General features: G+C 65.5%; 12 protein-coding genes. 7 read left to right on the top strand and 5 right to left on the bottom strand.

Annotated elements, in window-relative coordinates:
• Nucleotides 1–61 precede the first annotated feature (61 nt).
• The gene (locus tag ABCN56_RS18435) at nucleotides 62–1,705 is read right to left on the bottom strand and encodes an extracellular solute-binding protein (protein WP_343082300.1); all 1,644 of its coding nucleotides are present in this window, start codon (nucleotides 1,703–1,705) and stop codon (nucleotides 62–64) included.
• Nucleotides 1,706–1,911: 206 nt separating this feature from the next.
• On the opposite strand from ABCN56_RS18435, the gene ABCN56_RS18430 reads away from it, so the two are divergent.
• The 5 genes from ABCN56_RS18430 (at nucleotide 1,912) to ABCN56_RS18410 (ending at nucleotide 6,282) form a co-directional block, all read left to right on the top strand.
• Nucleotides 1,912–2,976 (top strand): ABC transporter ATP-binding protein, encoded by a 1,065-nt coding sequence (locus ABCN56_RS18430; protein ID WP_343082299.1) that lies wholly within the window; start codon nucleotides 1,912–1,914, stop codon nucleotides 2,974–2,976.
• Between the two features lie 9 nt (nucleotides 2,977–2,985).
• Entirely contained in the window at nucleotides 2,986–3,627 is a 642-nt protein-coding gene (locus tag ABCN56_RS18425) for an SGNH/GDSL hydrolase family protein (protein ID WP_343082298.1), read from the top strand.
• 11 nt (nucleotides 3,628–3,638) lie between these two features.
• A complete protein-coding gene (locus ABCN56_RS18420) occupies nucleotides 3,639–4,091 on the top strand; it encodes an RbsD/FucU family protein (protein WP_343082297.1) in 453 nt (150 codons plus the stop codon).
• A gap of 9 nt (nucleotides 4,092–4,100) precedes the next feature.
• Complete coding sequence (locus ABCN56_RS18415; RefSeq protein ID WP_343082296.1) at nucleotides 4,101–5,027, top strand: ribokinase; 927 nt, start codon at nucleotides 4,101–4,103, stop codon at nucleotides 5,025–5,027.
• Nucleotides 5,028–5,160: 133 nt separating this feature from the next.
• Nucleotides 5,161–6,282, top strand: a complete 1,122-nt coding sequence (locus ABCN56_RS18410) for a fumarylacetoacetate hydrolase family protein (protein ID WP_343082295.1) — start codon at nucleotides 5,161–5,163, stop codon at nucleotides 6,280–6,282.
• Nucleotides 6,283–6,381: 99 nt separating this feature from the next.
• Here the strand turns inward: ABCN56_RS18410 and ABCN56_RS18405 are convergent, their stop codons facing one another.
• Nucleotides 6,382–7,278 (bottom strand): sugar kinase, encoded by an 897-nt coding sequence (locus ABCN56_RS18405; protein ID WP_343082294.1) that lies wholly within the window; start codon nucleotides 7,276–7,278, stop codon nucleotides 6,382–6,384.
• A gap of 226 nt (nucleotides 7,279–7,504) precedes the next feature.
• Here ABCN56_RS18405 and ABCN56_RS18400 point away from each other — a divergent pair, with 226 nt between their 5' ends.
• Nucleotides 7,505–9,028, top strand: coding sequence for a UxaA family hydrolase (locus tag ABCN56_RS18400; RefSeq protein ID WP_343082293.1), 1,524 nt, complete (start codon nucleotides 7,505–7,507; stop codon nucleotides 9,026–9,028).
• Nucleotides 9,029–9,130: 102 nt separating this feature from the next.
• On the opposite strand, the gene ABCN56_RS18395 is transcribed toward ABCN56_RS18400, so the two are convergent.
• A complete protein-coding gene (locus tag ABCN56_RS18395) occupies nucleotides 9,131–9,517 on the bottom strand; it encodes a DUF302 domain-containing protein (protein WP_343082292.1) in 387 nt (128 codons plus the stop codon).
• 150 nt (nucleotides 9,518–9,667) lie between these two features.
• On the opposite strand from ABCN56_RS18395, the gene ABCN56_RS18390 reads away from it, so the two are divergent.
• The gene (locus tag ABCN56_RS18390) at nucleotides 9,668–9,958 is read left to right on the top strand and encodes a hypothetical protein (RefSeq protein WP_343082291.1); all 291 of its coding nucleotides are present in this window, start codon (nucleotides 9,668–9,670) and stop codon (nucleotides 9,956–9,958) included.
• A gap of 86 nt (nucleotides 9,959–10,044) precedes the next feature.
• On the opposite strand, the gene ABCN56_RS18385 is transcribed toward ABCN56_RS18390, so the two are convergent.
• Both ABCN56_RS18385 and ettA read right to left on the bottom strand, forming a co-directional pair.
• Nucleotides 10,045–10,380, bottom strand: a complete 336-nt coding sequence (locus ABCN56_RS18385; protein ID WP_343082290.1) for a DUF4342 domain-containing protein — start codon at nucleotides 10,378–10,380, stop codon at nucleotides 10,045–10,047.
• A 908-nt stretch (nucleotides 10,381–11,288) separates the two neighbouring features.
• Nucleotides 11,289–12,944: an energy-dependent translational throttle protein EttA gene (gene ettA / locus ABCN56_RS18380; protein ID WP_343082289.1), complete on the bottom strand. Its 1,656-nt coding sequence runs from the start codon at nucleotides 12,942–12,944 to the stop codon at nucleotides 11,289–11,291.
• Nucleotides 12,945–13,069: the final 125 nt, after the last annotated feature.

Below are 13,069 nucleotides of genomic sequence, written 5' to 3'. Positions count from 1 at the left end.
CGGATACTCCCTGCCTCGCGGGTCCGGGGCGCATTGTGGCGCCCCGGACGATGTCATCGCGTCACATGCCCAGTGACGCCTTGTAGAGCGCGATCTGGCTGTCCCGGCCGATCTGGTCGGTGATCTTCTCCCAGGCTGCGGCGATGGCGTCCGCGGTTTCCTGGGCCGATCCGTACTGTCCGGCGAAGCCCTTGGCGAGTTCGTCCTCGGCCACCGAGTAGTACTGGAAGATGCCAGGGATCCTCGGCTCGATCGCGGCGTTGGGGTGGTTGTAGCTGTCCGCGTTCGACCCGAGGTAGTCCTCGATGAAGGCGCGGTCGTAGCCCGCCGCTTCCCATTCGTCGAAGTTGAAGTGGGAGTTGCGGTAGGGCTGGAACCCCGACGGGTAGGCCGACATCCAGAGCGAGATGTCCTTGCCACCCAGATGCGCCGCCGCAGACCACGCCGCCTTGCGCTTCTTCTCGTCACCCGAAACGCGGTTGGTGACGTAGATGCCCCAGCCCAGGTAGGCCATGTTCGGCGCGAAGTTCGGGCTGTCGGGCGTCTCCCACTCGCCTGTCCTGGAGTTGTAGACGCGGTCGGAACCGGGGTTGATCGAGAAGCCCACGACATCGCCCACCACCGAAGTGTCCGAGGTCCGAGCGTTCGATCCCACGTCCCCCCACCAGCAGATCATCGAACCCGTCCCGGCCAGGAACTGCTGGAACGCGGTCGTGCCGGGGTCGGCGTTGATCTGGTCGGGCGGCAGGAGCGACATCGTGTCCATGACGTCCTGGATCGCCTGAACCCAGGCGGGATTGTTGACCCTGGGCTTCATCGTGTCGGGATCGAAGAGCCAGGCGGGATCGTCCGGGTGCTTGGCATAGGCCGAAGCGCGATCCTCGAGGAAGTAGAAGCCGAAGCCGCCCCAGCCCTTAAGCGGGTCGAGGTAGCCGTAGGCGTCGAGGCCGGTCAGCGGGTCCTTCTGGCCGGCGACGGCGCGCGTGGCCTCCTGCACCTGCTGCCAGGTGGTCGGCGCCTCAGCCATGCCCGAGATCGATCCCTCGCCGAAATAGTCTTTCCGGTAGGCGAAGGTGTGGCAGTCGCCGTCGATGGTGATGCGGTAGGTCTTGCCATCCCAAGTCCCGACCGGCGCCTTGAGGTAGTTCACGTAGTCATCCATGTCGATGACCTGCTTCACCCAGTCCGGCATCTCGTCCAGTAGGCCCTTGCCGGCAGTGTCACCCTCGAAGGGAGCACCCATCTCGATGATGTCGAAATCGACGGTGCCCGTGGCGATCGACTGCTGGAGTCGCGGGTTGTAGTCGGCCTGGGCGAGGTCGATCCAGTTGATCTTGGCGCCGGTGTAGGCTTCCCAGGGCTTCAGGAACCCGCGGAACAGGAAGTTGTGCAGGTTCTGGTTGTTGAGCCCCATGAAGGTGAGTTCCACGCCCGCGAATTCGCCCTCGGCGACGACCTCCTTCGTTGGCCCGAGGCACAGTTCGCCGACCTTCTGCCAGTCGGCGTCGGTGGGCGATCCCATGCCAACGCCGGGGATCTTCAGGATCTCGGCCCTCAGGTTGTCCTGTGCCCAGGCCGGACGGACGGAAACCCCGGTGGCGACGCCGCCGAATGCCGAAACAGCGCCGAGGCTCGCGGCGCCCTGAAGCAGCCGGCGGCGCGTCAGTTTCTGGCGAACGGCATATTCATAAAGTTCAGTCTTCACGTAAAATCCTCCCTGTCGCTTCGAGTTCGCGCAGACCGGGGTCGGGTGTTCGCCTCTATGCCCCGGCGTCATCCCTTCAATCCGTCCACGATCCTCTCGAAGTGCCCACGAGTCAAGATTCTAACATGTTAGTATGGTCAGGCCGTGGACAGGCCGCGCGGGCTCGGCTACCTCTTTTTCAAGGGGGCGATTTCGGCGGGGACGGGATGGCAGAGGTCAGGATTAGCGGATTGCGCAAGTCCTACGGCGCGCTGGAGGTGCTCCACGGGATAGACGTGGATATCAACGACGGCGAATTCGTGGTGCTTGTCGGCCCCTCCGGCTGCGGCAAGTCCACACTCCTGAGGATGGTCGCTGGGCTCGAAGGCGTGACCGGCGGCACGATCCGCATCGGTGATCGGATCGTGAACAACCTGCCGCCGGCCGACCGCGACATCGCGATGGTCTTCCAGAACTACGCGCTCTACCCACACAAGACGGTCGCCAAGAACATGGGCTTCTCGCTGCGCATGCGCGGCATGGACAAGGCCGAGATCGCAGGCCGGGTCGAACGCGCGGCCGAGATACTGGGTCTGACGCCCTATCTCGACCGTTACCCGCGCGCCCTCTCGGGTGGCCAGCGCCAGCGCGTCGCGATGGGCCGCGCCATCGTGCGCGATCCGCAGGTGTTCCTGTTCGACGAACCCCTGTCGAACCTCGACGCCAAGCTGCGCGTCCAGATGCGCACCGAGATCCGCGAACTGCACCAGAGGCTCAAGACCACCACGATCTACGTCACCCATGACCAGATCGAGGCGATGACGATGGCCGACAGGATCGTCGTCATGCAGGGAGGCAATATCGAGCAGGTGGGCACGCCTCTCGATGTCTACGATGCACCGGCGAACACTTTCGTCGCGGGTTTCATCGGCAGCCCGTCGATGAACATGCTCGACGGCGTAGTCCGGCGCGGGGACGGCGCCGTCGTCGTCGAGGTTCCCGGCGCTCGCCTGCCCGTGACCGACCGCGAAGGGCTTGAGGAGGGGCGCGAGGTCGTTGCGGGCATCCGGCCCGAACACCTCCAGATCTCGGGTGACGGGCTTCCGGGAACGATCGCCGTCGTCGAGCCTACCGGATCCGAGACCCATCTCGTCGTCCGCGCGGACGGGCGGGAAGTCGTGACGCTTCTTCGGGAACGGCAGCGTCTTTCGCCGGGGCAGGAGGTCCGGCTCGCATCCGCGCCGGAACATGTGCATCTTTTCGATCGGCAGAGCCGGGCGCGGATCTCATAGGAGACACGAATGAAGACGATCCTCTGCTACGGCGACTCGAACACCTACGGGACGGTCCCCATGCCTGACCTCGACCAGAAGCTCCGCTTCGGTCCGAAGGAACGCTGGCCCCGTGTCATGGCTTCCGAGCTCGGTCCCGACTGGCAGGTGATCGAGGAAGGCCATCCCGGCCGGACCACGGTTCACAACGATCCGCTGGAAGGGTCGCACAAGAACGGGCTCGCCGTCCTTCCCGCCATCCTCGAAAGCCACGCGCCGATCGACCTGGTGATCCTGAAACTCGGCACCAACGATCTGAAGGCGCGCTTCTCGGTCACCGCGAACGACATCGCCCGCTCGGCCGAGAAACTCGCCGCCTTCATTCGCGCCTCGGACGCCGGGCCGGAGGGCCGTCCGCCGGCCGTATTGATGGTGGCGCCGCCGCCGGCGAAGGAGGCCGGCGCGCTGGCCGGGATGTTCGCCGGCGCTGCCGAAAAGTCGCTCGCCTTCGGCGCCGAATATGCCGCCGCCGCGCGCCACGCGGGCGTCGCGTTCCTCGACGCTGGGCAGATCATCGCCGCAGGTCCGCTCGACGGAATTCACTACGATGCCGCGTCCCACGTCGCGCTGGGCGAGGCGATGGCGCGCGCCGTCTTCGACATGAAGCTCTGAAGGAGGAAGAGATGCTGAAAGGGATCGACCCGCGCCTCAACGCCGAGGTGCTTTATGCGCTCCGCGCGATGGGCCACGGCGATGTGGTGATCGTCGCCGACACGAACTTCCCCGCCGATTCCATCGCGCGACAGACCGTCTACGGCGATCTGCTGAGGATGGACAACCTCACCTCCGCCGAGGCGGCCGAGGCGATTCTTTCGGTCCTTCCCCTCGACACTTTCGTCGAGGATTTCGCGGGCCGGATGGAGGTCGTGGACAAGCCGGACGAGGTTCCGCCCGTCCAGGCCGAGGTTCAGGCCGTGATCGACAAGGCCGAGGGCGAGCCACGCCCGATGATCTCGATCGAGCGTTTCGCCTTCTACGACTTCGCCCGCGAGGCCTATGCCGTCATCCAGACTGGCGAGCGCCGCTTCTACGGCTGCTTCATGTTCCGCAAGGGCGTGATCCCGCCCGACGCGTAAGGAGTGGATATGCGCGACACCATCGTGATCCTCGGCGTCTTCGTCGCCGACACCGCCTACCGTGCCGAGCGTCAGCCGAGGATGGGAGAGACGATCCTCGGGAACTCCTTCGTGCTTGGCCCGGGCGGCAAGGGTTCGAACCAGTCCGTCGCTGCCGCGATGGCGGGTGGAAGGGTGCATTTCATCACCCGCCTCGGCCGCGATCCCTTCGCCGACATGGCGCGAGCGACCTGGGCCAGGGCCGGTGTCAATCCGGAGGTCACCGAAGACCCGGACAGCTACACTGGTGCCGCCTACATCTTCATCGAGGATGCGACCGGCAACAACGCGATCATCATCTCGCCCGGTGCTGCGGGCCGCATTTCCGTTTCGGATGTCGAGGAGCGCGCGGGGCTCATCGGCGGGGCGGGGGTCTTCATCACGCAGCTGGAACAACCGATGCCGGCGGCACACAGGGCGCTGGAAATCGCGCGTGCCGGTGGCGCCCGGACAATCCTGAACCCGGCTCCGGCGGCCGAGATCCCGCCCGAGATGCTCGCGCTCTGCGATTTCATCACACCGAACGAATCCGAGGCGGAGGGCATCACCGGGATCGAGGTCAAGACCGTCGAGGATGCCGCCCGCGCCGCTGACGCGCTTCTCGCGCAGGGCGTCGGCGCCGCGATCATCACGCTTGGGGAAAAGGGCGCTTTTTACCGCGACGCGCATCAGACCGTGCATGTGCCCGCGATTACCGCCGGGAAGGTAGTGGAGACGACAGGTGCGGGTGACGCATTCAATGGCGGCTTCGCGGCGGCGCTTGCGCGCGGTGCCGATCCCATCGACGCCGTGAGGTTCGGCTGCGCCACTGCCGGCATTTCCGTCACGCGCCCCGGTACCGCCCCGTCGATGCCCTCGCTTGCGGAGATCGAAGCGCTGCTGGCCGATGGGGAATGACCGCCCGTCGCTCCACGGCCTGTCACCTGCCTGCAGCTTCGCGGAATGTTCGATTTGTGAGGCAACCAGCGGATCGGGCGACGTAACCGCGGAAAGAATGTTCGAAAAGTGAAAGAGAAGTTGGGAGGGAACCATGCCACAACGCTATGAGAAAGGCCTTTGGCTCGGTCGTGCGGAAGTGCCGGGGGTCGGTCCCTCGGTCATCACGCTGCGGAACGGTGACGTGATGGACATCACCTCCCGCACCGCGCCGACCGTGCGTGACGTCCTGGAACTTGCCGATCCCGCCGGGCATGTCCTGGCGGCCGAGGGAAACACCGTCGGTCGCCTCGACGACATTCTCGCCGGGAAGGGCGCGCGTCTTCTTGCGCCCTGCGACCTGCAGGCCGTGAAGGCCTGCGGTGTCACCTTCGCCCGCTCGATGGTCGAACGCGTGATTGAAGAGCGCGCTGCGGGCGACGCGGCCAAGGCCGAGGCGATCCGGGAGCGGATCGGCGCGGCTATCGGGGCATCCCTTTCCGGTCTCGTCCCCGGATCGGAGGCTGCGCAGCGCGCGAAGGCCGCGCTGATCTCCGAAGGGCTATGGTCGCAATACCTCGAAGTCGGTATCGGCCCGGATGCAGAGGTTTTCACCAAGTGCCTGCCGATGGCGGCCGTGGGGCATGGCGCGAAAGTGGGCCTGCACCCGGTGAGCCGTTGGAACAATCCCGAGCCCGAAGTCGTTCTCGCCGTCTCCTCGGCGGGCCGCATCCTCGGCGCCACGCTCGGCAACGACGTGAACCTTCGGGACGTGGAAGGCCGCTCCGCGCTTCTTCTCGGCAAGGCGAAGGACAACAACGCCTCGGCCTCGGTCGGCCCCTTCATCCGACTGTTCGACGATAGCTTCACGCTTGACGACGTTCGCCGCGCCGAAGTCGAGCTGCGCGTCGAGGGGAAAGACGGCTTCGTCCTGGATGGCAGGAGTTCAATGAGCGAGATCAGCCGCGACCCCGCCGACCTCGTGAAGCAGATGTTGGGCAGGCACCATCAGTATCCCGACGGCGCGATGCTTTACCTCGGCACGATGTTCGCCCCGGTTCAGGACCGTGACGGGAAAGGGCAGGGATTCACCCACCACATCGGGGATGTCGTCACGATTTCGGCCAGGGATCTGGGTGAGCTGAGGAACGAAGTGGCACTTTCGACAGAGTGCCCGGAATGGACCTTCGGCACCGCCGCGCTGATGCGCAACCTCGCCGATCGCGGGCTCTTGTGACGCGGCACCCGCGAGGGAGGCGGGTCGCCGGGGGAAGATTACTGCAATCAGGTGCTTGGGCGGATCTTCTTGCATGAAGATCCGCCTGTCCTTTTCGCTTCATCCTACGAGCGCGCCCCGCGCCCCGATCACGCGCGCGGCGGTCCGCGCCCCTTCCCGGACCGTGTTGGCGAGGCTCGCCCCGCCCAGACGAGCAGCCAGGAAGCCCGCGTTGAAACTGTCCCCTGCCGCTGTCGTGTCCTCGACCCGGGCCACGCGTTCGGGTGCATGAACCGCGACCGTACCCGCATCGAGCGTCAGCATTTCCCCCGGTCCGTTCTTGACCACCACGAGTTTCGCCCCTCCGGCGGCGTAGCGCCGTGCCGTCGCTTCGGGAGAGGCGTCTCCGAAAACCGCGGCCTCGTCATCGAAAGAGGGCAGAACGATATCGGCATGCGCCGCGGCTTTCGTCACGGCCGCCCGCATCGCGTCGAGGTCCGGCCAGAGCCGCGGCCGGAGGTTCGGGTCGAAGGCGACTTGCGCTCCTGCCGCCCGGCCACGGTCCAAGGCTTCGAGCAGCACCGCGCGGTCCCTCGCGTCGAGGATCGCGAGGGTGATGCCGGAGAAATAGACGAGCCCCGCGCCATCGAGCGCCGCGTCGAGCCGTGCCGGATCCCGCGCCAGAAGCCGCGCGGCGCTTTGCCCGCGCCAGTAGACGAAGCTCCGTTCGCCGTCCGAGAGTTCGATGAGGTAAAGGCCGACCGTGCGATCGGGAATGCGCGCCACGTGGGTCGTGCCGACCCCCCCGTGTTCCATGAAGGCCAGCATGCGGTCCGAAACCGGGTCCGTTCCGACGCAGGAGACATAGTCCACCCGCCAATCGTCGGGCAACGCGCGGCGCGCATACCAGGCGGTGTTGAACGTATCGCCGGCGAAGCCCATCGCGAATGTGCCCGCCGTTCCGGTCGGGGCCATCTCGACCATGCATTCCCCAACAGAGACGAACCGGCGCTGCATGGGCTATTCTCCGATCTTGGCGACCCGCAGGGACGGGCCTGTTCAACAGCACTCTCCACACGCATCGGGGCGCTTCGTCAAGGTTTCCGCCGAAACTCGCCGTTATCCGGAGAGCCATGCGGGAGTTGCCTCGCCCCCCGCCGCGCGCTAGGCATCCGGAAGGCCCGCCATCCGGTCGGGCCCGTAGCGGGCGGAGCCGCATCGCGCGGCGCAGAGGGGGTGTGCTATGGCGGAACTCATTGTCCTCAATCCTTCAGACAACGTGGCGATCCTGACCGAGCGCGCGGCGGCAGGCTCGCAGCCGCTCGGCACCGGGACGCCGCTGGAAAAGCCGGTGGCAGGCGGCCACAAGATCGCGCGGGCCGCGATTGCGAAAGGCGCCTCCGTCGTGAAATTCGGCCAGATCATCGGTCAGGCCACGGTCGACATCCAACCCGGCGATCACGTCCACGTCCACAACTGCGCCTTCGGCGAGCACGACCAGGACTACAAGGTGGGGGCCGACCTCGAAGCGGCCCGCGCGGCGATCCCGAAGGTCGAGCCGATGACCTTCCAGGGCTACCGGCGCCCGGATGGGAGCGTCGGCACCCGCAACTACGTCGCCCTTTGCGCCACCGTGAACTGTTCGGCCACCGTGATCCGCCGCGCCGCCTTCGAGATCGAGACCTCGGGAATGCTGGATGCATACCCGAACGTTGACGGGGTGGTGGCCTTCGCGCACGGCACCGGCTGCGGCATGGCGTCGGAGGGCCGGGGGTTCGACATCCTTCAGCGCGTGCTCTGGGGTCATGCGACACATCCGAACGTGGGGGCCGCTGTCTTCGTCGGGCTCGGCTGCGAGGTCATGCAGGTCGCGCGGATGAAATCCGTCTACGGTGCAGAGGCACCGACGCGGTTCCACGGCCTGACCATCCAGGAGACAGGCGGGACGCGCGCGACCATCGAGGCGATCAAGAAGCAGGTCGCCGAGCTTCTGCCGGAGGTGAATCGCGTCCACCGCGAAACGGTTCCTGCCTCGGAACTGAAGGTCGCGCTGCAATGCGGCGGTTCGGATGGGTATTCAGGGATCACGGCCAACCCCGCGCTGGGCGCGGCATCGGATCTGCTGGTCGGCCTCGGCGGCACGGCGATCCTGTCGGAGACGCCGGAGATCTACGGGGCGGAGCAACTGCTTCTTCGTCGTGCGGCCTCGCCCGAGGTCGCGGAACAGCTGATCGAGTGCATCCGCTGGTGGGAAAACTACACGGCCATCAATGGCGGAAGCATGGACAACAACCCCTCACCCGGCAACAAGCTGGGAGGGCTGACGACCATCCTGGAGAAATCGTTGGGTGCTGCCGCCAAGGGCGGCTCGACCCCGCTCACGGCCTACTACGACTACGCCGAGAAGGTGACGGAGCCGGGCTTCGTCTTCATGGACACGCCCGGTTACGATCCGGTCGCGGCCACGGGCCAGATCGCGGGAGGCGCGCAGATCGTGGTCTTCACGACCGGCCGAGGCTCGGCCTTCGGCTCGAAGCCGGCGCCGACGATCAAGGTGGCGACGAACGACCCGCTGTTCCGGTCGATGCCGGACGACATGGACATCAACGCCGGCGATATCCTGTCTGGCGGCGTCAGCGTCGAGGCCAAGGGGCGGGAGATTCTGCAAGCGATCCTGAGGGTCGCCTCGGGGGAGAGGTCGAAGTCGGAAGCCTTGGGCCTGGGCGACAACGAGTTCGTGCCGTGGCAGGTCGGCGCGGTGATGTGAGCGCGGATCACCAGTCTCGCAAGACCCGGTAGCCCCGAGAAAGGCTACCGGCGCGGCTTGCGCGGTTTCCTGGACGTGCGCCGGAGGCCGTGTGGCCCCGCGTCAGATCGCTTCGACGACCGCCTTCAGCATGTCGCGGACCTGGCCGGCGACGGAGCCGAGTTCCTCGTTTTCGATCGCGGCCATGGAGGCGACGGGGTCGATGGCGGAGACTTCGACGCCCTCGTCCGTCTCGCGCAGGATGACGTTGCAGGGAAGCATCGCGCCCACCTTCGGCTCCATCCCGATCGCCTGCCAGGCCATGTTCGGGTTGCAGGCGCCGAGGATGCGGTAGCCGGGCATGTCCTTGTCGATCTTCTTCTTCATCGTCGCCTTCACGTCGATCTCGGTGAGGACGCCAAAACCCTTCGACTGGAGCGCGGCGCGGGTGCGGGCATCCACCTCTTCGAAGGAAGCGCCGGTGATGGTGCGGTCGATGGTGTAGCTCATGTGATCCTCCGTTCGGTTCCCTCGACAATGGGGCTCCGGACGGCTCCATACAAGCCGCCGGAAGCGGCGCGCTGAGGGAACGGGGCGATCTGTGCTATCATGCCGCGGCGGGCCGGTGGGTGCCGCGCATTTCTGAAAAAGGGGGGTATTATGTCTTACGTGACGATTTCCACGTGGAAGATGAATGGCGGCAAGGGCGTGGACGCAGCGATCACGGCCCTGCGGGAGAAATTCATGCCGACGGTCAGGACCTTCGGCGCGACGCAGGCGATGTCCGTGCAGACCGGCCCGGACACCATGGCGGTCATCGCCGTCTATCCCGACGAGGCGACGCGCGACAAGGCGGCCGAAAAGATCGCGGGCCTGCGGGGGCGGGCGGCGTCTGACCTCGACACGACGATGACCGGCGAGATGAAGGGCGAGGTCGTCGCCTCGGCCTGAGGAGAGCCGAACGGCGGAGGCCGCCCGCGGGGGCGGCCTTCGTCTTTCTCAGAGCAAGCGGTTCGCGGGCGCTTCGGCCCCGACGGTCAGTCCTTCGGCTTCTCTTCCTCGCGGATGACCTCGATCTTGACCTTGGTGACGAAGGCCGCGAGCGCTCCGATCGCCGCCAGCAGCGGCGCGGCCAGCACGAGCGCCCCGCCGGCGACCGCGCCGATGGTCAGCGGGATCTCGAGCACGAGGTCGCCGTCCGGCTCGGTGATGCGGATGCGGCGGACCTGACCTTCGGCTGCGAGCTTCTTGACGCGGTCGACGAGTTCGGTGCCCGCGACCTCGATCTCCTCGGTCCAGCTGCGCTTCTTCTCGGACGCGGCCTCTTCCGCCTCGGTATCGGCCTTGCCGGTCTTGGTGTCGGGTTCGGTCATGGGAATGCCTCCGGTGAAGGTGGATCCGGGCATGATGCGGCGGCGGCGGCATTCGCGCGTTGACCTGCGTTAAGGCGGGCGCGACGGGCGCGGCCGCCATCCGGTGACAGGAACAATTGAAACATCGGGCGAGGTCAGACGGAAACGTCCGTGGCTGAGGTTGGTGTCATCCGGGGGCGAGGCTTTCGCCTCTGAGCCACCCGAAGCCCTCAAGGAGCCCCGCCATGACCCGCCAGAGCCGCAAGACCGCCCCGCAGCCCAACCCCGGCCCGCGCCCGCCAGTGGCGTGGAGGTTCAGGGATTGGGCGATGATTTGAGGGGATCACCTATGTCGATAGCTTATTCGCAGTCGAGTGAGGGCTTGCGAAAGCCGTCAACTATCCAGTCGTCCCCACTCCGAGTTGCCGTAAGAGTGTACACACACTGATTGGAATACGGTACATATGTGGTCGTGGTGGTGTAGGCCGTTGCGTACCCGCCGCTTCCGTAGATATTCGTAGTGGTCGGTGACGTTATCGGGACTACACCGCTATTTGTACGTGCCCACTGATACGCCCGTTTTCCAGATCCCAATTCTAATATGTTGGTAGGAGGCCCATAGTCCAATATCGGTTCATTAATAGGTTTCCCAACATAGCTTTGAAGAACTTGAGAGGCGCATGCGGTTAACAATGTTACGCACAATGCAAGAAAAAACCGACCCACCTGGACGTCCCTCTGCTATTAAATCGAGTCACTCGAAAATTGTTATTTCACAGCCGAACCTAGTTTTGTCCAGAAAATTCAATTCTCTTTAACAAGAAACTTCATGTCTTAGTTGATGCGCGGCCGGCCCGTAGTGAACGGGCCTGCCGCGGTGAGAAAGGTTCACTTAGCCGTTCTCGCTTCGGCATGCCCGAAGCAGCGCTTTACCTCGTGAACTTCTTGTACTTCACCCGCTTCGGTTCGACGCTGTCCGGCCCCAGGCGGCGGATCTTGTCTTCCTCGTAGGCCTCGAAGTTGCCTTCGAACCATTCGACATGGGCCTCGCCCTCGAAGGCGAGGATGTGGGTGCAGAGGCGGTCGAGGAAGAAGCGGTCGTGCGAGATGATGACGGCGCAGCCGGCGAAGTCGTCGAGCGCGGCCTCGAGCGCCTGCAGCGTCTCGACGTCGAGGTCGTTGGTCGGCTCGTCGAGCAGCAGCACGTTGCCGCCCGATTTCAGGAGCTTGGCCATGTGGACGCGGTTGCGTTCGCCGCCCGACAGGAGCCCGACCTTCTTCTGCTGGTCGCCGCCCTTGAAGTTGAAGGCCGAGCAGTAGGCGCGGGAGTTCATCGTCGCGTCGCCAAGCTCGATCAGTTCGGCGCCGCCGGAGACTTCCTCCCACACGGTCTTGTTCGGGTCTAGCGCGTCGCGCGACTGGTCGACATAGGCGAGTTTCACCGTGTCGCCGTAGCTGATCTCGCCGGAATCGGGTTTCTCCTGCCCGGTCAGCATGCGGAAGAGCGTCGTCTTGCCGGCGCCGTTCGGGCCGATCACGCCGACGATGCCGCCCGGCGGAAGCGAGAAGGAGAGGTTTTCGACCAGGAGCTTGTCGCCCATGTGCTTCTTCAGCCCCTCGACCTCGATCACCTTGCCGCCAAGGCGCGGACCGTTCGGGATGATGATCTGGGCGCGGGTCATCTTGTCGCGCTCGGACTGGCTGGCGAGTTCCTCGTAGGCGTTGATACGCGCCTTCTGCTTGGCCTGGCGGGCCTTGGCGCCCGCGCGGATCCATTCGAGTTCGCGTTCCAGCGTCTTCTGGCGGGCCTTGTCCTCGCGCGCTTCCTGTTCGAGGCGCTTCGCCTTCTGTTCAAGCCAGGAGGAGTAGTTGCCCTCGTACGGGATGCCCCGGCCGCGGTCGAGTTCCAGGATCCAGCCGGTGATGTCGTCGAGGAAATAGCGGTCGTGGGTGACGCAGAGGATCGTGCCCTGGTACTCGATCAGGTGCTTCTGGAGCCAGGCGATCGTCTCGGCGTCGAGGTGGTTGGTCGGTTCGTCCAGGAGGAGCATGTCGGGCGCTTCGAGGAGAAGCTTGCAGAGTGCCACCCGGCGCTTTTCACCGCCCGAAAGAGAGTCGACCTGCGCGTCGTCCGGCGGGCAGCGCAGCGCCTCCATCGCGACGTCCACCTGGCTGTCGAGGTCCCAGAGATTCTCGGCGTCGATCTCGTCCTGGAGCTTCGCCATCTCCTCGGCAGTCTCGTCGGAGTAGTTCATGGCAAGCTCGTTGTAGCGGTCGAGCTTGGCCTGCTTGGCCTTCACGCCTTCCATGACGTTGCCGCGGACCGAGAGAGTGGGATCGAGCTCGGGCTCCTGTGGCAGGTAGCCCACGCGGGCGCCCTTCGCGGCCCAGGCCTCGCCGGTGAAGTCCTTGTCGATCCCGGCCATGATCCGCAGAAGCGTGGACTTACCCGCGCCGTTGACGCCCACGACGCCGATCTTGACGCCGGGAAGGAAGCTGAGGCGGATGTTCTCGAAAAGCTTCTTGCCGCCCGGGATCGTCTTCGAGACGCCGTCCATGTGGTAGACGTATTGATAGGATGCCATGTCGTGTGTCCTCCGGGCGAAGTGGAGCCCTTCACTTAGTCAAGGCGCGCGAAAAGGGCAATCGGTGCTTGGCGCTTCGGGCCGCGGCGGGATATGTGGAAACTCGGTTTCGGGGCGGGAGGAAG

This window comes from Ostreiculturibacter nitratireducens (genome assembly GCF_032670585.1).
Lineage (GTDB): Bacteria > Pseudomonadota > Alphaproteobacteria > Rhodobacterales > Rhodobacteraceae > Ostreiculturibacter > Ostreiculturibacter nitratireducens.
The sequence above is the reverse complement of the archived record's forward strand: the minus strand, read 5'-3'. Positions and strand labels throughout refer to the sequence as shown.